We start from the raw sequence: 19,265 nt of genomic DNA on the forward strand, positions 1-19,265 counted from the left end.
GGGGAGCCCGTCATGAACCAGCCGGCACCACTCGCGGGCTACGCGCCCGCTCCCGTGGCAGCACGTATGCAGAACCACGGGTCCCACATGGTCAAGGTGGCCATGCAGTCGGGCCGGGACCTGTTCGCCCGGCCCGGCTCGATGGTCGCCTACGAGGGCTTCGTGCAGTACGAGGCCAATCCGCCCGCCGTCCGCCAGATGGCCTCGCAGTGGCTGACCGGCGAGCAGAACCCGCTGATGCTCTGCCGCGGCGACGGCCTGCTCTATCTGGCCGACTACGGCGCCGACGTGGTGTGCGTCAATCTCAACGAGGAGTCGCTTTCGGTCAACGGCACCAACCTCCTCGCCTTCGACGCCCACCTGCAGTGGGGCGTCGAGCGGGTCAAGGGGCTCGCCAAGTTCGCGGGCCAGGGACTGTTCAACGTCGGCATCCGCGGTACCGGCTGGGTCGCCCTGACCTCGCGCGGCACCCCGGTGGTCGTCGACTGCGGGCACGGTGAGGACGAGACGTATGTGGACCCGGACGCGCTGGTGGCCTGGTCCAGCGGTCTGAAGATGAAGGGCAAGCGCAGCATGAAGGCCGGGGCACTCATCGGCCGGGGCAGCGGTGAGGCGTACCAGATCGCGTTCTCCGGGCAGGGCTTCGTGGTCGTCCAGCCGAGCGAGGACAGCACGGACCGCATCCGGGTCCGGGGCTGACGGGAAGCCGACGGGGAAAGGGAGAACAGCCGTGCAGAGTACGCTCTTCGGATACGCCGAGGTCCAGACGCAGGACCGCTACGCGGTGCAGAATCCGCAACTGCTGCGGGTGCAGCTGACCGGTCACGACGATGTGCTGGCCCGCAAGGGCGCCATGGTCGCCTACCAGGGGCTGCTGGAGTTCGACGCCGAGTTCCAGGGGCAGGGCCGGCGCCGGGGCCCGGCCCGCGAGCAGCTGCCGCTGATGCGCTGCTCCGGTCAGGGGACGGTCTTCCTCGCCAATCTGGCGCAGTACGTGCATGTGGTGGACGTCGACCGCGACGGCCTCACCGTCGACGCCTCGTACGTCCTGGCCATGGACTCCACCCTGCACCACGAGATCATCTCCGTGGACAGCCAGTTCGGCATCTCCGGCACCGGTGCCTACAACCTCAACATCACCGGTCAGGGCAAGGTGGCGCTGATGACCTCGGGCCAGCCGCTGCTGCTGGACGTCACCCCGGACACCTACGTCAACGCCGACGCGGACGCGGTCGTCGCCTGGTCCACCGGTCTGCGCGTCCAGATGCAGGCCCAGACCTCCTCCCAGGGCGTCTGGCGCCGCCGCGGCAGCACCGGCGAGGGCTGGGAGCTCTCCTTCATGGGCCAGGGCTATGCCCTCGTCCAGCCCAGCGAGCTGCTCCCGCCGCAGAACGCCCAGATCGGCGGCGGCCTGGCCGCCCAGTACGGCATGGGCGGCCAGGGCGCCCGCGGCCAGAACCAGGGCAACATCTTCAGCAACTGAGGGTCTGCCACTCATGGTGAAGGGGGCCGGTGACCACCGGCCCCCTTCACCCGTAGTTCTTGAGCCTCAATGCCTCTTCCGTCGTATCCAGCCACTTCTTGTAGGACGGCACCGAGGCCAGTACGGCAAGGCTCACCTCGTCCGCGAGCTGAGGAAGTAGTCACCCGGGTCGGGCCGCCGCGCCTTCTGAAGGTGTCGAGCTGAATCATGAGCGATATTCCTGTGCTACTCAGTGGATCAAAGCGAGGGAATCGCTCGGCGGTAGCGGTTCCCGCCTTGCGCACCAGCAGCTACAGCGACGACCGCGACGAGTGCGTCGAGGTCGCCACCAACCTCCCCCGCACCGTCCCCGTACGGGACACCAAACAGCGGCTGGACGCGGACCGGCCCACGCTCGTGTTCGGGTACGAGGCGTGGGCACGGTTTGTCGGTCACATCAGGTAGGGCCTGACGGAGTCACCGGCGCAGACGGCGGAGAAGTTGGGCGGTGTGGGCGCGGCGGGAGCGGGCGATGTAGGCGAGGAGAGCGGACACCAGGGCGGTCGTGATCACGGCCTCAGGGGCTTCGAGCACGGTCAGATTGAAGACGGTGGCGCCGACCATCAGTCCGATGAAGGCCAGTGCGGCGGCCCCGGAGAGGATCGGTACCAGCAGGGCGACGGCACCCAGGACCTCCAGCGAGCCGACGGTGTACATGAACCAGTCGCCCCAGCCGATCTTGTCGAAGGGCTCCACTGCGGCCTCGGCCCGGAACAGCTTGGGCGCTCCGCTGGCCGCGCCGAGGAAGAGGGCGAGCAGCACGGTGAGGACCTTCGCCGCGATCTCGCTGCGCCGGCGGCGGGCGCCCTCTCCTGCGGCGGCAACGGGGGCGGCGGCACAGGTCTCGGTCATCGCGGTCTCCTTCATGGGGTGTGATGCGGCTCTTGCAAGGACAGACCGCCCTCGGCACAGGAACTCATCGGTGCTGACCAAACTCCGCACTGGATAATCGAACGCATGGCACTCTCTCCTTCCTCCCTTCGTGTACTCGGTGACGGTCTGTATCTCTGGAAGCCGCCGCAGCGCGGATGGGGGCTCGCCAACTGCGGGCTGCTGGTGGGGGACGGAGAGGGGCTGTGGATCGATACGCCGTACGACCGGCCGCTGGCCGAGTCGTTCCGCGCGGCGTCCCGTCAGGTGCTGGGCGGCGGTGAGCCGGCGCGGATCGCGGTCACCCATGCCAACGGGGACCATTTGTGGGGTGCCGACGTACTGCCGGGTGCCGAAGTGATCGCCACCCGTGAGGCCCGGCACCACATCGAGGTGGAGCCGAGTCCGCAGCAGATGCGGGAGTTGATCGAGGGGACGGGCCGGCAGTCGCCGGTCGGCAGTTATCTCGCCGAACACTTCGGGCACTTCGACTGGTCCCGTACCCGGGTCGTCGCGCCGACGACCGTGTTCGAGGGGGAGCTGGAGCTGACCGTGGGCGGGCATCCGGTGGTGCTGACCAGCCTGCCGTCCGCGCACACCACCGGGGATCTGGTCGTTCAGCTGCCCGACCACGGCACCGTGTTCACCGGCGACATCGTCTTCGCCTCGACGCCCGAGGAGCCCGGCGACCATGCGGTGCACTGGGCGGGGCCGTTGGAGAATGTCATCCAGGCGTGCGAGAGGGTGCTGGCCGGCGGGGCCGAGACGATCGTGCCGGGGCACGGACCCGTGCTCGACCCGGCGGGGCTGCGCTCGCACGTCGGCTATCTCGAACACGTACGAGAGCGGGCGCACGAGTTGCACGCGCGCGGGGTGTCCGCCGTCGAGGCGGCACGCGCGATAGCCGAGGAAGGCCGGTGGCCCGAGCTCGGGCTGGTGGAGCGGCTGGTGGTGACCGTCGGCACCGAGTACCGGCATCTGGACGGTACGGACCCCGAGCCGATAGCCGCCGTACTGCCCGAAATGGTGGCCTTCGCCGACCAGCGGCGTCCGGCCTGAGAGCACGGGTGGGGTACCGGAACGATCCGGTACCCCACCCGTGCTCATTCAGCAGGGCTCACGCCGACGAGGCGTCACCCCCGCGAGGGCGCAGCCCCGCGAGGCCTCAGCCCCTTGAGGCGTCAGCCCTCCACGCCCAGCTTCTCCAGGATCATCTCGCGGGCGCGGGCCGCGTCAGCCTGACCCCTGGTGGCCTTCATGACGGCGCCGACCAGCGCACCGGCAGCCTGGATCTTGCCGCCGCGCACCTTCTCGGCGATGTCCGGGTTGCCGGCGATGGCCTCGTCCACGGCCGTACCGAGCGCGCCCTCGTCGGAGACGATCTTGAGGCCGCGCTTCTCGACGACCTCGTCCGGGCCGCCCTCACCGGCCAGCACGCCCTCGATGGTCTGCCGGGCGAGCTTGTCGTTCAGCGAGCCCTCGGCGACCAGCGCGCAGATCCGGGCGACCTGCTCGGGGGTGATGGGCAGTGCGGTCAGCTCGACGCCGTCCTCGTTGGCACGGCGGGCCAGCTCGCCCATCCACCACTTGCGTGCCTGGTCGGCGGGCGCGCCCGCGTCCACGGTGGCAACGATCGGGTCGACCGCACCCGCGTTGAGCACCGACTGCATCTCGTGCTCGGAGATGCCCCACTCCTCGCGCAGCCGCATCCGCCGCACCCGGGGCAGCTCCGGGAGCGTGCCGCGCAGCTCCTCGACCCACTCGCGCGAGGGCGCGACGGGCACCAGGTCGGGCTCGGGGAAGTAGCGGTAGTCCTCCGCCTCCTCCTTGACCCGGCCCGAGGTGGTGGAGCCGTCGTCCTCGTGGAAGTGCCGGGTCTCCTGGATGATCGTGCCGCCGGACGAGAGCACGGCGGCGTGCCGCTGGATCTCGAACCGGGCCGCACGCTCGACGCTGCGCAGCGAGTTGACGTTCTTCGTCTCGCTGCGGGTGCCGAACTTCTCGGTGCCCCGGGGGCGCAGCGAGAGGTTGACGTCGCAGCGCATCTGGCCCATCTCCATCCGGGCCTCGGAGACGCCGAGCGCCTTGATGAGCTCGCGCAGCTCGGCGACGTACGCCTTGGCGACCTCGGGGGCCCGTTCGCCGGCGCCCACGATCGGCTTGGTGACGATCTCGATGAGCGGGATGCCGGCGCGGTTGTAGTCCAGCAGCGAGTGCGAGGCGCCGTGGATACGCCCGGTCGCCCCGCCCACGTGGGTGGACTTGCCGGTGTCCTCCTCCATATGGGCGCGCTCGATCTCGACGCGGAAGACCTCGCCGTCCTCCAGCTGGACGTCCAGATAGCCGTCGAAGGCGATCGGCTCGTCGTACTGGGAGGTCTGGAAGTTCTTCGGCATGTCCGGATAGAAGTAGTTCTTCCGGGCGAAGCGGCACCAGTCGGCGATCCGGCAGTTGAGCGCGAGGCCGATACGGATGGCGGACTCCACGCCCGCCTTGTTGACGACGGGCAGCGCGCCGGGCAGGCCCAGACAGGTCGGGCAGACCTGGCTGTTGGCCTCGGCGCCCAGCTCGGTCGAGCAGCCGCAGAACATCTTGGTCCTGGTGCCGAGCTCGACGTGGACCTCGAGGCCCATCACGGGGTCGTAGGAGGCCAGCGCCTCGTCGTACGACACCAGTTCGGTGACGGTCACGGAAAACTTACCTTTCTGCCCTCTGCCCCGCGTCAGTCGGAGAGGATGTCGTCGCTGTCCAGGCGCCGCAGCTCGCGTACGAGCAGCACCACACCCGTGACGATGCCTGCCGCGGAGACCGCCACATCGATCAGCTGCAGCGTGTCCCCTTCCTTCTTGGCCTCCTTGGCGCGCTTGACGGTGCCGGGGACGCCGATGAGCGACGTGGCGATCGAGAAGTAGAGCCCGGTCCTGGACTTCTTGAACCCCTTGGCCTTCTGCAGCTTCGAACTCACAGCGACGGTGCCTCCTCTAGCAGCGGGTGACCCCAACGTGCCTGGAAGGCGGCTTCCAGAGCCGCACCGACACGGTAGAGCCTGTCATCGGCCATGGCGGGGGCGACGATCTGCAGCCCCACCGGGAGCCCGTCCTCCGGCGCGAGCCCGCACGGGATGGACATGGCGGAGTTGCCCGCCAGGTTGGACGGGAGTGTGCATACGTCGGCGAGATACATCGCCATCGGGTCGTCGACGCGCTCGCCGATCGGGAAGGCGGTGGTGGGCGTGGTCGGTGAAACCACCACGTCCACCTGCTCGAACGCCTTCTCGAAGTCCCGGGTGATCAGCGTACGTACCTTCTGCGCCGAGCCGTAGTAGGCGTCGTAGTAGCCCGAGCTGAGCGCATAGGTGCCCAGCATGACGCGGCGCTTGACCTCGTCGCCGAAGCCGGCCTCGCGGGTCAGTGCCGTGACCTCCTCGGCCGAGTGGGTGCCGTCGTCCCCGACGCGCATGCCGTAGCGCATGGCGTCGAACCGGGCCAGGTTCGAGGAGCACTCGGACGGGGCGATCAGGTAGTAGGCCGGCAGCGCCTTGGTGAACGACGGGCAGGACAGCTCCACGATCTCGGCGCCCAGCTCGCGCAGCAGCTCCACCGACTCGTCGAAGCGCTGCATCACCCCGGGCTGGTAGCCCTCGCCGCGGAACTCCTGCACGACACCGACGCGCATCCCCTCGGCGGAGCCGTTGCGGGCCGCCGCCACGATGTCGGGCACCGGCTGGGCGATGGAGGTCGAGTCCTTCTCGTCGTGGCCCGCGATGACGCTGTGCAGCAGCGCCGTGTCCAGCACCGTGCGGGCACACGGTCCGCCCTGGTCCAGGGAGGAGGAGAAGGCGATCATGCCGTAGCGGGAGACGCCGCCGTACGTCGGCTTCACGCCGACCGTGCCGGTGACCGCGGCCGGCTGGCGGATCGAGCCGCCGGTGTCCGTGCCGATGGCCAGCGGTGCCATGTAAGCGGCGAGCGAGGCGGCCGAGCCACCGCCGGAACCGCCCGGGATCCGGGTCAGGTCCCAGGGGTTGGCCGTCGGTCCGTACGCGCTGTTCTCGGTGGAGGACCCCATGGCGAACTCGTCCATGTTGGTCTTGCCGAGCAGGACGACGTCGGCGTCCTTGAGGCGCTTGGTGACCGTCGCGTCGTACGGCGGGATCCAGCCCTCCAGGATCTTCGACCCCGCGGTGGTCGGCACACCCTCGGTGGTGAACAGGTCCTTGAGCGCGAGCGGTACGCCCGCCAGCGGGCCCAGCTTCTCGCCGCGCTCCCGCTTGGCGTCGACCTCGCGGGCCTGCGCGAGCGCCCCCTCGCGATCGACGTGGAGGAAGGCGTTGACCTTCTCGTCCACGGCCTCGATCCGGGCCAGGTGGGCCTCGGCCGCCTCGACGGCGGTGACCTCACCGCTTGCGATCTTCGCCGCCAGTTCGGCGGCGGTCAGCTTGATCAGTTCACCGGCCATCCCGGTCACTCCTCTCCCAGGATCTGCGGCACCTTGAAACGCTGCTGCTCCTGCGCCGGGGCGCCGGAGAGCGCCTGCTGCGGGGTCAGCGACTCACGGACCTCGTCCGGTCGCATGACGTTGGTGAGCGGGAGCGGGTGGGAGGTCGGCGGTACGTCAGCGTCGTCGGCGACCTCGGAGACGGCGGCTACCGCGCCGATGATGTCGTCGAGCTGTCCGGCGAAGTGATCGAGCTCTTCGTCCTTCAGCTCCAGGCGCGCCAGCTTCGCGAGGTGGGCGACCTCCTCGCGCGAGATGCCAGGCATGCAGCGGTCCTCTGGGTGAGTGTCGGATGGTCCGCCCCAATCCTATGGGGCGCCTCCGACTGCCCGGGACTGGCTTTCGCGCCCGGGTCCCCCGACTCGGGACACACCGCCGTTCGCACCGGGGCGGGCGCGTCGCGCCTGGTCAGAGACGTTGCCTCTTGCCCGGAATGCCCCGAATTGCGCACTTATGGGTAGGCGCTCACGATAGAGGCTGTTCCCGAGAGGAAAAGGAGTGATCGTATGCCTATGGATCGCACTGTCCAGCCCGACACCTCGGCGCTGGCCGCCGAAGTGGAAGACCTGATGAGCGCCCCCGAGCCGGACGGCGTCTTCCGCGACTCCCGCGAGTGCGCGGGCGCGGCCCTGCTGCTCGGCCTGCTGCTCGTCTCGCCCCCGACCCCCCGCCCCAAGACGGACACCAAGTGAGGGGGCCGTCTTGACGGATCAGGCACAGGGAGCAGCCGCCTTGAGCGCGGTCATCGCTGATGCCGCATCCGAGATCGCCCTTGCCCTCCGCGGCGAGGGCGATCCCTATGCGCTCTCGAGGATCCTGCGGCAGGAGGACGCCCTGGCACCCGCCGCGGTACGGGTGCTGGGCGCCGACGCGCTCGCCCCGTACGCGCTGGACGGCCACCCCGGCGCCGACGGCGCGGGGAACGCGGACGCGGCCATGGTGCGCGAGGCCCTCACCGCGTTCCCGCCCACCGGTGACACCTCGGCGGTTTCGGCCTGGAGCTACCACGGGCTGGTGGAAGCCTCCCGCGCGTTCCTGCCCGCCCACACCACGCGCTGGCCGTCCCCGCCCGAGCCGGGGGACGACTGGCTCGACACCGAACCCTGGCCCCGGCTGTCCCACCGGGTCTCCCAGCTGGCGTCGCTGGCGCTGCCCGGACTCGCCCTCGACCTCACCGACCGGCTGGCCGGCCGCACCGAGGACCTGGCCCGCGGCTTCGTCCGCGCGGTGCGCCGCCGCGACTGGCACCAGTCGGCCGGACTGGGCCGGTGGCTGGCCAGGCTGCCGCAGACCCCGCCCACCCTCGGGCTGGACAGCGGGCTGCGCTTCGTACGGCAGATGAGCGACGACCCCCGGGTCGCCATCCACGTCACCGCCGCCCAGCGCTTCTTCGGACGGGGCCGGTGACCACCGCGCGCCAGGCGGCTCCACAGCGGCGTCCGACAGCCGGGGCAGGAGGGGACGCGGACGCGGAGCTCCTCGACACCCTGGTGCGCGAGGCCCTGGGCTGGGCGGAGCGCAACCGCGAGCGCTTCCGCCTGCCCCCGGACGCCTCCACCACCGCCGACCCGAACCTGACCCTCAAACCGCTCGGCGAACTCGCCGAGCTGTCGGCGCTGATCGCGGCCTGCCACCCGCTGCCCGCCCTGCGCGCCCAAGCGGAACGACTGTTCTCCCACGCCTGGGAGGAGACCCGCGAGGGGGACCTGTTCACCGAGCTGATCAGGGGCGAACCGCAGGCCGCCTACCCCGTGGAGCTGTACGGCGTCTTCGCCCGGGCCGGGCTGCGCAACACCGCCGTCGACGCACTGGTGCGGACCACGACCGCGCTGCGCGGCTGGCGGGTGGCGCGCGAGGACCACACCCGGACGCTGTCGGTGCTCAACGCCGAGACCCGGATCGGGCTGCCGCCGCACGCCGACTTCGACGCGGTGCTGGCCCACACCGGGCTGGGCCGGCTGCCGGAGCCCTGGCTGCTGGAGTGCAGGACCGCCTACGGCCTCACCCACGACGTCTTCCACCTCACCGACTGGGGCCGCGACCGGACCCGGCTCCCCCCGGCGTCGGCGGAGTATCTGCGGCTGTGGCTGCCCGCGTGGGTGGACAGCTGGCTGGACGAGCGGGTGTGGGACCTGGTGGGCGAGCTGCTGGCCGTGACCGCCTGCCTGCCCGACGCACCGTTCGACCCGGTGGCCTGGCAGCGGCTGGCCGGAGCCAGGACGGCGGACGGCGCCCTCCCCGAGCAGGGCGATCCGCCCCCGCCCGGCACCGGCGCCACCGATGTCTTCTTCGCCTGCTACCACTCCACCCTGGTGCTGGCCTTCGCCGGCACCCTGGCCCGCGGCGCGCACCCATGCGCGAACGCGGCGACGAACGTGAGCGCGAGCGCGAACCCGACCGCGAACGCGAACCCCGAGAGCGAGGCCACCGGATGACCGTGACGACTCCCGCTCCCCCCGCGCTGCTGCACACCGTCGGTGACCGCGCGCTGAGCTGGCTCGACGCCCACCGCGACCACTTCCGGCTGACCGAGGCGGACCTGGCGCGGGGAGACACGCTGGTCGAACGCCTCAAGCCGATCGGCGAACTGGCGATCAACATGCGGATGCTCTTCCGCGAGGGAGTGGCGGGCGGCCGGCAGCGCGCCCGTGCCGGATCGCTGCTGGACTTCGCCTGGCGGGAGCTGCTGGACGGCGGCGGCGTGCTGGCCATGCACCAGCACAACGAGCCCTTCTCGCCCGTGTCCCTGGAGATCTACGCGGTCTTCCACGAACTGGGCTACCGGCACCCCGGCCTGGAGGCCGCGCTGGAGACACCCCGGCGCACCGCCACCTGGCAGGCGCTGGAAATGGCCCCGACACGCCGGCTGGGCGTCCTCAACGCGGAACGCAGGATGGGTCTGACGCCCAGCGGCGACTTCGCCGAGGCGCTCGCAGCCACCTGGCTCGGCCGACGCCCCGAGCCGTGGACGGTGCATCTGCACATCGCCTACGACATCACGCACACGGTCTTCCACCTCACCAACTGGGGCGAGAACCCGGAGGGCATCCCGGCGCCGCTCGCCGAGTATCTGGAGCTGTATCTGCCGGCCTGGGCGGCGGACTGGGCCGAACTCGAACACTGGGACCTGCTGGGCGAACTCCTCATCGTCGACGCCTGTCTGCCGCGCCCCGGGCTGGACGGGCAGCTGTGGGAGCCGTACGCGGCGGCGCAGGCCGAGTCCGGGGCGATGCCGGTGCACGGCCGGATGCCCCAGGGCGACCCGTCCGACGTCTTCGACATCGTGCACCACCCCACGCTGGTCGCCGCGTTCGCATCGGCCATGGCCACCTCCCGCTCGCTGTCGGCGGGCGGCGTATGAAGACGCTGCTGCCGGTGCGGACAACCGGCTCCGAGGCGGCGCTGCGGGACCGGATCACCCTGGAGGCGGCCCGCATCGAAGCGCCCGACGTGGTGCTCGGCGTCACCCGCGGCGGCAGGCGCACCGTGGTGACCGGTGGCCGGGCGCCCGAGCCCGCGACCCCGCGCGAGGCGCTGCGCTACGAGTTGGGCTCGCTGTCCAAGACGTTCACCGTGCTGCTGATGGCCGCACTGGCCGCCGAGGGGCTGCTGACCCAGGACGACCGGCTGGCCGCCCATCTGCCGCGCACGCTGCGACTGCCGCACCCGGCCTCCCGCCGCATCGCACTGCGCCATCTGGCCACCCACACCTCGGGGCTGCCCCGGATTCCGCGCGACCTGCTCCCCGGGGCACTGCTGCGTCCGCGCCACAGCGGCTACGCCCGCTACGACACCGAGCGCCTGCTACGTGCCTTCGCCACCACCCGGCCCCGGCACCCGGCGGGACGCCGCTGGAACTACTCCAACTTCGGCGTCGCGCTGCTGGGCTCCGCGCTGGCCCGGGCGGGCTCGGCCGCCTATCCGGCGCTGCTGGGCACCCGGGTGCTGCGGCCCCTCGGGCTGACCGGCACCACGCTGGGGCCGGGCCCGGTGGGTGCGGACGCCGTGGGGCACCGTGCGAACGGCCGCAGCCCGCTTCCCCCCACCGACATGGGCGCGTTCGCCGCCGCCGGGGCCGTCCGGGCCACCCCGCACGACATGCTCAGCTATCTGGAGGCCCATCTGCACCCCGCCGGCACCCCGCTGAGCGGGCCGCTGAAGGAGGTGCAGGAGCCGCAGCTGCACCGCGGCGGCAGGCGTGGCGAGACGCACACCCTCACCTGGTTCCAGCACCCGGCGCCGGGCGGGCCGATCCTCTTCCACGCCGGCGCGACGTTCGGGCAGCAGGCGTTCGCCGGATACCATCCGGCATCCGGCGTCGGCGTTGCGGCGGTGGCCACCCGCTGGTCCCGGGCCTGCCGACTGGTGCCGGTCGCGTATGAGTTGCTGTACGCGTTGGCCGAGGAGGACCGCTGAACGGTGCCCCCTCCCATGTGCTGAGAAGGGGCCGCCCCGCACCGCCGTCCGCAGGCTGCGGGCGGCCCGCGCCTGTTCGGGGCGCGGGGACGCTACGGGGTCCGCGCGGGCGGCCCGGACGATACGGAGCGGGCCGCCGGCACCTCCCGCGCCCGCAGCCACGCGGTCGTCTCGCCGGGCGGCATGGCCGCGGCCACCAGCCAGCCCTGCACCGCGTCGCACCCCAGGTCCCGCAACCGCTCCCACGTCTCGTCGTCCTCGACGCCCTCGGCGACCACCAGCAGCCCCAGCGAGTGCGCGAGATCGACGGTGCACCGCACGATCTCCGCGTCCTCGGTGTCCACCGCCAGCCGCGCCACGAACGACCGGTCGATCTTCAGCTCGCTCACCGGGAGCCGCCGCAGGTGGACCAGCGAGGAGTAGCCCGTCCCGAAGTCGTCCAGCGACATCTTGACGCCGTGCCCGGTCAGCCCGGCCAGGGTGTCGGCGGCCTGCTGCGGGTCCTCCAGCAGCACATGCTCGGTGATCTCCAGCTGCAGCGCGCCGGGCGGCACCCCGTGCCGGGCCAGCCGGGCGGCAACGGCGCCCGCGAAGCCGGGCGAGTGGACATCGCGCGGCGAGACGTTGACGGCGACCGGCACCGTCAGCCCGCCGGAACGCCAGACGGCCACCTGGGCGAGTGCGGTCTCCAGCACGTACTCGGTCAGCCGCGGCATCAGTCCGGAGGTCTCGGCGATGGCGATGAACTCGTCCGGGGGAACCCGGCCCCGCTCGGGGTGCGCCCACCGCACCAGCGCCTCCAGCCCGGAGACGGTGCCGTCGAAGCCGACCTTCGGCTGGTAGTGCAGCTCGACCTCGCCCGCGTCGAGCGCGCGCCGCAGATCGGCCAGCAGCCCGAGGCGGTCGGGGGTGTTGCCGTCCCGGGTGGCCTCGTAGACCTCCACGGCCGTGCGGTCCCGCTTGGCCTCGTACATGGCCACATCGGCCCGGCGCAACAGCCCCTCGGCCTCGGTGGCGTGCTCCGGGAAGACGGCGACGCCCGCGCTGGCCTCCAGCACCAGCGTCAGCCCGTCCAGGTCGAGCGGGGAGCTGAGCGCGGAGACCAGGCTGCGCGCGATCCGCTGGGCGCTGGTCGTGGAGTCGGCGACGGGCAGCAGCACGGCGAACTCGTCCCCGCCGAGCCGGGCCGCCTCGGCGCCGCGCGGCAGTGCGGCCCGCAGCCGCTCGGCGATCTGGAGCAGCAGCCGGTCGCCTGCCAGGTGGCCGAGGGTGTCGTTGACGGAGCGGAACCGGTCGAGGTCGATCAGGACCAGCGCGGAGCGGGTCGAGGTGCGTTCGGCCTCGTCCAGCGCCGCCCAGGCGCGCTCCAGCAGCCACAGCCGGTTGGGCAGCCCGGTGAGCGGATCCCGCAGCTGTTCCTCGGCACGGGCGCGGGCGATGCGCAGCGTGGAGTCGAGCGCGATCAGCGGAATGGCGAACAGCGGGAGCAGCGGCGGCTTGTGGACGGCGACGACGACGATGAGCGGTGCGATGCCCAACAGCGCCACGGCCACCAGCCCCTGCCGGACCAGCGCGGTGCGCAGCGCGGAGGGCAGCCCCCGGGTGCGCGGGGCGAAGCAGAACCACTGGAGCGCCCGGGTCACCAGCAGATAGACGCCGGCCGCCAAGGGCACGGCCGCGGCTGCCGTCGCCGACCAGGTGTCGGGCCGCCACGGGTGCTCGACCGACGGGTGCACGCCGCACAGCGTGAGAGCCAGTCCGGCGGCGCCGATACCGAGGATGTCGACGGCGCCGTGCACGCACGCCTGCCGCCACTTGGTCCGGCGGGCCGCACCGACCAGGACGACGACGGCGAGGCTGACGAGCAGCGCGGGCACCCAGCCGTGCAGCAGCAGGATCGCCAGTGTGAGCGCGGGCCCCGAGCCCGTGCCGCCCCACCAGCGGTCCCGGCTCATGGTGACCAGGTGCGCCACCACGCAGCCGGTGAGGAGCGCGAACGACCAGCCGGCCGCGCCACCGGGGAAGAGCGCGTGGCCCCGTGACAGCACCCGGGCGACACCCGCGGCCAGCGCCAGCGCGGCGGCGGCCACGGCCAGCACGGGCAGCAGCGGCGGGCGCAGCGCGACCAGCCGGTGGAGCCAGTGGGCTTCTTCGGTCCCGCCGGATCCGCCGCCGCTCGCCCCACCGCCGGGCCCACTGCCGGTGCCCCCGCCGCCGGGCGCACGAGCGCCCCTGCTCGCCGCCCTGCCCCCGGACCTGCCCGCCCTGGCGTCTCGCCCAGCCCCGCCCCGGGTGCCGTCCGAGGGCAGGCGGGAGAACGGGGGCCTGGATCCCCCGGAGAAATCCAGCATCCTGGTCCCTCTCGCAGCCGTCCACGCCTGCCCTCGCCACGACAGGCGTCTATGTCAACAGTAGGCCGCTGCCTGGGCGCAGGGGCAGCGATCGGCCGCTGTTGCCCTGAATGCGTCTATGCCGGTCGTGCCCAACTCCGGTGTGCCGTAAGGGCTCCGGTACCCAGCGCCCGGGGCCCGGCCACGTGAGCGGCGGGGCTCGGGTGGCTGGATGTGGTCTGTGCGTGAACAGCCGTGCGAGGGGGGAACGTTGGGGCTTGTCCCGGACTCACCCCTGGTGGCCCACTCCGCCGTCAGGCGTCCGCTTCCTCCTCTTCCCCAGTGGCAAGGGCGGCCTCCCGGGCTGCTTCCGGCCCCTCGGCCAACAGGACGGCGAACCCGTCGTCGTCCAGAATCGGCACCTTCGCCTGCACCGCCTTGTCGTATTTCGAGCCAGGGTTCTCCCCCACGATGACGAAGTCCGTCTTCTTCGACACCGATCCGGTGACCTTGGCGCCCCGCTCCTGCAGCGCGGCCTTGGCGCCGTCCCGGGTGTAGGAGGCCAGGGTGCCGGTGACGACCGTGGTCAGCCCCTCCAGCGGGCGCGGGCCCTCCTCACCGGTGGACTCCTCCTCCATCCGGACTCCGGCCGCTGCCCACCGCTGAACGATCTCGCGGTGCCAGTCCTCGGCGAACCACGCCTTGAGCGAGGCGGCGATCGTCGGCCCCACGCCCTCGGTGGCGGCCAACTCCTCCTCCTCGGCTTCGGCGATCCGCTCCAGCGAGCGGAACTCGCGGGCCAGCGCCTCCGCGGCGACCGGTCCGACGTGCCGGATGGAGAGTCCGGTGATGATCCGGGCGAGCGGACGGTCCTTGGCCGCCCGGATGTTCTCCAGCATCGCCAGGGTGTTCTTCCGGGGCTCGCCCTGCTTGTTGGCGAAGAGGGTGACCGTCTTGTCCTCACCGGTCTCCGGGTCACGCTTGGGCAGCCCGCTGTCCGGGTCGACGACGTAGGCCACGATGGGCAGCAGGTCCTCGACGGTCAGGTCGAACAGCCCGCCCTCGTCGCGCAGCGGCGGCTCCTTGGGCTCCAACGGCTGGGTCAGCGCGCTGGCGACGACATAACCGAAGTGCTCGATGTCCAGCGCCTTGCGGCCCGCCAGGTAGAACAGCCGCTCGCGCAACTGGGCCGGGCAGGAGCGGGCGTTGGGACAGCGCAGGTCGACATCGCCCTCCTTCATGGGCTGGAGCGGCGAGCCGCACTCGGGGCACTCGGCGGGCATCACGAACTCCCGCTCGCTGCCGTCCCGAAGATCGGCGACCGGGCCGAGGATCTCGGGAATGACGTCGCCCGCCTTGCGCAGCACCACCGTGTCCCCGATCAGCACGCCCTTGGCCTTGACGACGTCCTGGTTGTGCAGGGTGGCGAACTCGACCTCGGAGCCGGCGACCGTGATCGGCTCCACCACGGCGTACGGCGTCACCCGGCCGGTGCGGCCCACGCCGACGCGGATGTCGACCAGCTTGGTGTTGACCTCCTCCGGCGCGTACTTCCACGCGATGGCCCAGCGGGGTGCCCGGGAGGTGGCACCGAGCCGTCCCTGGAGGCGGATCTCGTCGAGTTTGACGACGACACCGTCGATCTCGTGCTCCACCGAATGACGGTGCTCGCCGTAGTAGGAGATGAACTCGCGTACGCCCACCAGCCCGTCCACCACCTTGGCGTGCGCGGAGGTCGGCAGACCCCATTCGCGCAGCAGCTGATAGACGTTCGAGAGGCGGGCGAAGTCCTCCTTGGCGAAGCCCTCCAGGGCTCCGATGCCGTGCACCACCATGTGCAGCGGGCGGGTGGCCGTCACCCGCGGGTCCTTCTGCCGCAGCGAGCCGGCCGCGGCGTTGCGCGGGTTGGCGAACGGCTTGTCGCCCGCCTCCACCAGCCGGGCGTTCAGTTCCTGGAAGCGCTCCATGGGGAAGAACACCTCACCGCGCACCTCGACCAGCTCCGGCAGCCGCTCGCCGCTCAGCCGCTCGGGGATGTCGGCGATGGTGCGGATGTTGGGCGTGATGTCCTCACCGGTGCGGCCGTCGCCGCGGGTCGCCGCGCGGGTCAGCCGCCCGTGTTCGTAGGTGAGGTTCACCGCGAGGCCGTCGACCTTCAGCTCGCACAGGAAGTGGTAGTCCACCCCTTCCAGCTCGCGGGCCACGCGGTCCGCCCACTCGCCCAGTTCCGCGTCGTCGAAGGCGTTGTCCAGCGAGAGCATCCGCTCCCGGTGGGCGACCTCCGTGAACTCCGTCTCGTAGCGCCCGGCGACCTTCTGGGTCGGGGAGTCCGGTGTGCGCAGGGAGGGGTACTCCTCCTCCAGCGCCTCCAGCCCGCGCAACAACCGGTCGAACTCGGCGTCGCTGACGACCGGTGCGTCCTTCACGTAGTACCGGAAGCGGTGCTCCTCGATCTGCTCCGCGAGGCGCTGGTGCTCCTCCCGCTTTCGCGCCGGGACCGCCACGTCCTGCCGCGTCTCGGCGGAGACCGTTCCGTCCTGTTCGCCGGCCACCGTTGGTCCTCCCGTCACTGAGGGTTGTCAGCGAGTGCTCGTGCCGCCCGGGCGCAATGGGTGAGTGCCCCCCGCGCATACGCGGGCGAGGCTCCCGCGAGCCCGCACGTGGGGGTGACCACGACGGACTCGGTCAGCAGGCCCGGAGACAGCCCGAGCCTGCGCCACAACGACCTGACACCCCCGACGCTACCGGCAGGGTCTGACAATGCCGCGCCGTCCGACTCGCTGCCCGGCACGACACCCGCGAACAGCGTGCCGCCGCCCTCCACAAGTTCACCCACCGCCTCGTCGTCACGCTCGGTGAGCAGCGAGAGGTCCAGGGAGATGCCGTCCGCACCGGCCCGGCGCAGCAGCCCCAACGGCACCTCGGGAGCGCACGAGTGCACCACGGTGGGACCGTCGTGGACCGCGAGCAGCTCGCGCAGCGTCGATTCGACCACCGCCCGGTCCACGGCCGGATGGGTGCGGTAGCCGCTGGCCGTGGGCACGCTGCCGCGCAGTACGGCGGTCAGCGACGGCTCGTCCAGCTGCAGGACCAGGGCGGCGCCCGGCACCCGGCGGCGGACGTCGGCCAGCTGCCCGGCCAGCCCCTCGGCGAGCGAGGCGGCCAGGTCGCGGACGGCGCCGTGGTCGCCCAGCATGGCCTCTCCGTTGCGCCGCTCCAGGCCGGCGGCGAGCGTCCAGGGGCCGACCGCCGAGACCTTGATGCCGCGCGGACCGTCCCCTTCGCCGTATCCCTGGGTGAACTCCTCCAGCGCGTCGAGGTCCTCGCCGAGCCAGGCCCGGGCCCGGCGGGTGTCCCGCCCGGGCCGGTCGCTGATCCGCCACCCGCTGGGTTCCAGGTGGACATACATCTCGGCCAGCAGCCCGGCCGTGCGGCCCAGCATGTCGGCGCCGGGCCCCCGGGCGGGGAGCTCCGGGAGGTAGGGAAGGTGCTGGGGTTCCTCCAGTGCGCCGAAGACCGTCCTGGCGGCCTCACGGGCGTCGGTGCCGGGCATTGACCCGACACCGGCGGCCGCGGCGGGCCCCCAGGGGTTGGCGCGGTTGTCGTCGCTCACCTGGTCAGCCTCCCGGCTTCACGCTCAGGTCCGTGACCTCCGCGCCCCTGGGCAGGTCCAGGGCCGTCAGCACGGTGGTCGCCACCGCCTCGACGGGGATCCACCGGCCGGGGTCGTACTCCTTGCCCTCCTGACGGTGCACCTTCTCCTGCATCGGGGTGGCGGTGCGGCCCGGATAGACGGAGGTGACCCGGATCCCGTTGCCGCTCTCCTCGCCGCGCAGCGCGTCCGCCAGCGCCTTGAGGCCGTGCTTGCTGGCCGCGTAGGCCCCCCACTCCGGGTTGGTCCGCAGCCCGGCGCCCGAGTTGACGAAGACGACGTGGCCGCGGGAGCGGCGCAATTGCGGCAGCAGCAGCCGGGTCAGCTCGGCGGGCGCCACCAGGTTGGCGGCGAGGGTGGTCTGCCACAGTTTGGGGGTGGTCTCGCCCACGGACCCCAGTTCGACGACGCCGGCGATGTGCAGCAGCGAGTCGACGTCCTCGGGGAGCGTCTGGTGCTCGAACGCCCAGGAGAGCCGTTCCGGTTCGGCCAGGTCGCCGACGAGCGTGTGGGCGCCGTCGAACCGGCGGGCCAGCTCCTTGGCGCGGCCCGCGTCCCGGGCCAGCAGGTAGAGGGTGTCGCCGCGGTCCTGGAGGCGGCGCGCCACCTCGGCACCGATACCGGAGCCCGCGCCTGTGATCACGTGTGTTGCCATGCCCCCATGATCCCGCACAGCCGCCTTCGGCGTATCCGGTGGATCGTGCGGCGCCCTCCCACCGGCCCTGGGCAGGGGCTGCCCCTGCTCGTCCGTCGCAGACTGCGGGCGCGCCGGGGCCAGTGGGGGCACCCCCTGCTCGAAGAGCTTGGGGGAGCAGTTCCCCGCGCCCCTGGGGGTACCTCCCGGCCGGAGGCTGGGGGAGGGGCGCACGTGCGCTCACGCCGCGAAGATCGACTCCAGCCTGTCGTACTCCTCCAGGCAGCGGCCGGTGCCCAGGGCCACGCAGCCCAGCGGTTCGTCGGCCACCGTCACCGGCATACCCGTCTCCCTCGTCAGCCGCTCGTCCAGGCCGTGCAGCAGCGCCCCACCGCCGGTCAGCACCATGCCGCGCTCCATGATGTCGCCGTACAGCTCCGGCGGGCACTCCTCGAAGGCCGCCTGCACGGCCGCCACGATGGAGCGCACCGGGCGCTCGACGGCCTCGCCGATCTCCTCCGGCGACAGCTGGACGAGTTTGGGCATACCGGTGTGTTTGTCCCGGCCGCGCACGGGGACGAACTCACCGCTGCCGAGGGACATCTTGATCTCCTCGGAGGTCCGCTCCCCCACCGCGATGGTGTACTCCCGCTCGATCCAGGAGGCGATGGCCGCGTCCAGCGCATCGCCCGCCACCCGCGCGGAGCGGGCGACGACCATGCCGCCCAGCGAGATGATGGCGATCTCCGTACTGCCTCCGCCGATGTCCACGACCATCGAGCCGCGCGCCTCGTGCACCGGCAGCCCGGCGCCGATCGCCGCCGCTATCGGCTCCTCGATCAGCCGCACCGAGCGGGCCCCCGCCCGGCTGGCGGTCTGCAGCACGGCGCGCCGTTCGACGCCGGTGACGCCGCTGGGCACGCACACCACCACGCGGGGCGACCTGCCGCGGCCCTTGCCGTCGCGGGCGGCGCGGATGAAATACCGCAGCATGCCCTCCGTGGCTTCGAAATCGGTGATCACACCGCCCTTGAGGGGCCGGGTGGCCCTGATCGAGCCGGGAGTCCGGCCCACGGCCTGGCGCGCTTGGGCGCCGACCGCGAGCACCTTGCCGGTGTTCGTGTCGATCGCGACGACGGAGGGTTCGTCCAGGACCACGCCGCGACCGCGCTCGTACACCAGCGTGTTGGCCGTGCCGAGGTCTATGCCGATATCGCGGCCGCGGAACGAGGAAGCGGCGACGGAGAGGGCGGAGTGGTTGCGCTTAGCCATGTGTACTCGCCATGTTCGGTGCTGTGTTGTACGCGGTTGCACGAGTCGTACGGAATTGTGGTGCTGCCAACC

Annotated in this window: 19 protein-coding genes; 9 read left to right on the plus strand and 10 right to left on the minus strand. The window is 72.0% G+C overall.

The features are described 5' to 3' along the window. Positions 1–12 precede the first annotated feature (12 nt). From JW613_RS31310 to JW613_RS31320, 3 genes are all read left to right on the plus strand, one after another. Positions 13–699 carry an AIM24 family protein gene (locus tag JW613_RS31310; RefSeq protein WP_209214303.1) on the plus strand — a complete coding sequence of 229 codons (687 nt, stop codon included), beginning with the start codon at positions 13–15 and terminating at the stop codon, positions 697–699. A gap of 31 nt (positions 700–730) precedes the next feature. Then, positions 731–1,483, plus strand: coding sequence for an AIM24 family protein (locus tag JW613_RS31315; protein ID WP_209214249.1), 753 nt, complete (start codon positions 731–733; stop codon positions 1,481–1,483). Positions 1,484–1,759: 276 nt separating this feature from the next. Continuing rightward, entirely contained in the window at positions 1,760–1,927 is a 168-nt protein-coding gene (locus JW613_RS31320; protein ID WP_245226600.1) for a DUF397 domain-containing protein, read from the plus strand. 12 nt (positions 1,928–1,939) lie between these two features. Here the strand turns inward: JW613_RS31320 and JW613_RS31325 are convergent, their stop codons facing one another. After that, complete coding sequence (locus JW613_RS31325; RefSeq protein WP_209214251.1) at positions 1,940–2,374, minus strand: DoxX family protein; 435 nt, start codon at positions 2,372–2,374, stop codon at positions 1,940–1,942. A 105-nt stretch (positions 2,375–2,479) separates the two neighbouring features. Here JW613_RS31325 and JW613_RS31330 point away from each other — a divergent pair, with 105 nt between their 5' ends. After that, positions 2,480–3,451 (plus strand): MBL fold metallo-hydrolase, encoded by a 972-nt coding sequence (locus JW613_RS31330; RefSeq protein WP_209214252.1) that lies wholly within the window; start codon positions 2,480–2,482, stop codon positions 3,449–3,451. Positions 3,452–3,573: 122 nt separating this feature from the next. Here the strand turns inward: JW613_RS31330 and gatB are convergent, their stop codons facing one another. Genes gatB through gatC form a run of 4 tightly spaced genes read right to left on the minus strand, consistent with a single transcriptional unit; the run spans position 3,574 to position 7,155 of the window. Beyond that, entirely contained in the window at positions 3,574–5,082 is a 1,509-nt protein-coding gene (gatB, locus tag JW613_RS31335) for an Asp-tRNA(Asn)/Glu-tRNA(Gln) amidotransferase subunit GatB (RefSeq protein ID WP_209214253.1), read from the minus strand. A gap of 32 nt (positions 5,083–5,114) precedes the next feature. Further along, entirely contained in the window at positions 5,115–5,357 is a 243-nt protein-coding gene (locus JW613_RS31340) for a hypothetical protein (RefSeq protein ID WP_099884477.1), read from the minus strand. Then, positions 5,354–6,850, minus strand: a complete 1,497-nt coding sequence (gatA, locus tag JW613_RS31345) for an Asp-tRNA(Asn)/Glu-tRNA(Gln) amidotransferase subunit GatA (protein WP_209214254.1) — start codon at positions 6,848–6,850, stop codon at positions 5,354–5,356. Before gatA ends, JW613_RS31340 begins: the two co-directional genes overlap by 4 nt. Before the next feature lie 5 nt (positions 6,851–6,855). Next, positions 6,856–7,155 carry an Asp-tRNA(Asn)/Glu-tRNA(Gln) amidotransferase subunit GatC gene (gene gatC, locus JW613_RS31350; RefSeq protein ID WP_209214255.1) on the minus strand — a complete coding sequence of 100 codons (300 nt, stop codon included), beginning with the start codon at positions 7,153–7,155 and terminating at the stop codon, positions 6,856–6,858. Between the two features lie 240 nt (positions 7,156–7,395). On the opposite strand from gatC, the gene JW613_RS31355 reads away from it, so the two are divergent. Genes JW613_RS31355 through JW613_RS31375 form a run of 5 tightly spaced genes read left to right on the plus strand, consistent with a single transcriptional unit; the run spans position 7,396 to position 11,305 of the window. Next, entirely contained in the window at positions 7,396–7,581 is a 186-nt protein-coding gene (locus JW613_RS31355; protein ID WP_245226601.1) for a hypothetical protein, read from the plus strand. Between the two features lie 40 nt (positions 7,582–7,621). Next, the gene (locus JW613_RS31360) at positions 7,622–8,296 is read left to right on the plus strand and encodes a hypothetical protein (protein ID WP_209214256.1); all 675 of its coding nucleotides are present in this window, start codon (positions 7,622–7,624) and stop codon (positions 8,294–8,296) included. Continuing rightward, positions 8,293–9,324: a DUF6895 family protein gene (locus tag JW613_RS31365; protein ID WP_307866120.1), complete on the plus strand. Its 1,032-nt coding sequence runs from the start codon at positions 8,293–8,295 to the stop codon at positions 9,322–9,324. Before JW613_RS31360 ends, JW613_RS31365 begins: the two co-directional genes overlap by 4 nt. Next, positions 9,321–10,250 (plus strand): DUF6895 family protein, encoded by a 930-nt coding sequence (locus tag JW613_RS31370; protein WP_209214257.1) that lies wholly within the window; start codon positions 9,321–9,323, stop codon positions 10,248–10,250. The genes JW613_RS31365 and JW613_RS31370 overlap by 4 nt, the downstream gene beginning before the upstream one ends. Next, complete coding sequence (locus JW613_RS31375; RefSeq protein WP_209214258.1) at positions 10,247–11,305, plus strand: serine hydrolase domain-containing protein; 1,059 nt, start codon at positions 10,247–10,249, stop codon at positions 11,303–11,305. The genes JW613_RS31370 and JW613_RS31375 overlap by 4 nt, the downstream gene beginning before the upstream one ends. Before the next feature lie 92 nt (positions 11,306–11,397). On the opposite strand, the gene JW613_RS31380 is transcribed toward JW613_RS31375, so the two are convergent. From JW613_RS31380 to JW613_RS31400, 5 genes are all read right to left on the minus strand, one after another. Further along, positions 11,398–13,656, minus strand: coding sequence for a putative bifunctional diguanylate cyclase/phosphodiesterase (locus JW613_RS31380; protein WP_209214259.1), 2,259 nt, complete (start codon positions 13,654–13,656; stop codon positions 11,398–11,400). A gap of 293 nt (positions 13,657–13,949) precedes the next feature. Further along, the gene (gene ligA / locus JW613_RS31385; RefSeq protein ID WP_307866121.1) at positions 13,950–16,187 is read right to left on the minus strand and encodes an NAD-dependent DNA ligase LigA; all 2,238 of its coding nucleotides are present in this window, start codon (positions 16,185–16,187) and stop codon (positions 13,950–13,952) included. A gap of 14 nt (positions 16,188–16,201) precedes the next feature. After that, a complete protein-coding gene (locus tag JW613_RS31390; protein ID WP_307866122.1) occupies positions 16,202–17,248 on the minus strand; it encodes a methionine synthase in 1,047 nt (348 codons plus the stop codon). A 4-nt stretch (positions 17,249–17,252) separates the two neighbouring features. Next, positions 17,253–17,942, minus strand: a complete 690-nt coding sequence (locus tag JW613_RS31395) for an SDR family oxidoreductase (RefSeq protein ID WP_209214260.1) — start codon at positions 17,940–17,942, stop codon at positions 17,253–17,255. A 219-nt stretch (positions 17,943–18,161) separates the two neighbouring features. After that, positions 18,162–19,193, minus strand: coding sequence for a rod shape-determining protein (locus JW613_RS31400; protein ID WP_209214261.1), 1,032 nt, complete (start codon positions 19,191–19,193; stop codon positions 18,162–18,164). Positions 19,194–19,265: the final 72 nt, after the last annotated feature.

The sequence above is a fragment of the Streptomyces smyrnaeus genome (assembly GCF_017676345.1).
Taxonomy (GTDB): domain Bacteria; phylum Actinomycetota; class Actinomycetes; order Streptomycetales; family Streptomycetaceae; genus Streptomyces; species Streptomyces smyrnaeus.

What these genes read in the sequence shown, in the direction of transcription:
- JW613_RS31325 (WP_209214251.1), bottom strand. Translation starts at nt 2,374, where the DNA reads ATGACCGAGACCTGTGCCGCCGCCCCCGTTGCCGCCGCAGGAGAGGGC.
- JW613_RS31400 (WP_209214261.1), bottom strand. Translation starts at nt 19,193, where the DNA reads ATGGCTAAGCGCAACCACTCCGCCCTCTCCGTCGCCGCTTCCTCGTTC.
- JW613_RS31330 (WP_209214252.1), top strand. Translation starts at nt 2,480, where the DNA reads ATGGCACTCTCTCCTTCCTCCCTTCGTGTACTCGGTGACGGTCTGTAT.
- gatA (WP_209214254.1), bottom strand. Translation starts at nt 6,850, where the DNA reads ATGGCCGGTGAACTGATCAAGCTGACCGCCGCCGAACTGGCGGCGAAG.
- JW613_RS31310 (WP_209214303.1), top strand. Translation starts at nt 13, where the DNA reads ATGAACCAGCCGGCACCACTCGCGGGCTACGCGCCCGCTCCCGTGGCA.
- JW613_RS31375 (WP_209214258.1), top strand. Translation starts at nt 10,247, where the DNA reads ATGAAGACGCTGCTGCCGGTGCGGACAACCGGCTCCGAGGCGGCGCTG.
- JW613_RS31370 (WP_209214257.1), top strand. Translation starts at nt 9,321, where the DNA reads ATGACCGTGACGACTCCCGCTCCCCCCGCGCTGCTGCACACCGTCGGT.
- gatC (WP_209214255.1), bottom strand. Translation starts at nt 7,155, where the DNA reads ATGCCTGGCATCTCGCGCGAGGAGGTCGCCCACCTCGCGAAGCTGGCG.
- JW613_RS31355 (WP_245226601.1), top strand. Translation starts at nt 7,396, where the DNA reads ATGCCTATGGATCGCACTGTCCAGCCCGACACCTCGGCGCTGGCCGCC.
- JW613_RS31380 (WP_209214259.1), bottom strand. Translation starts at nt 13,656, where the DNA reads ATGCTGGATTTCTCCGGGGGATCCAGGCCCCCGTTCTCCCGCCTGCCC.
- JW613_RS31395 (WP_209214260.1), bottom strand. Translation starts at nt 17,942, where the DNA reads ATGGCAACACACGTGATCACAGGCGCGGGCTCCGGTATCGGTGCCGAG.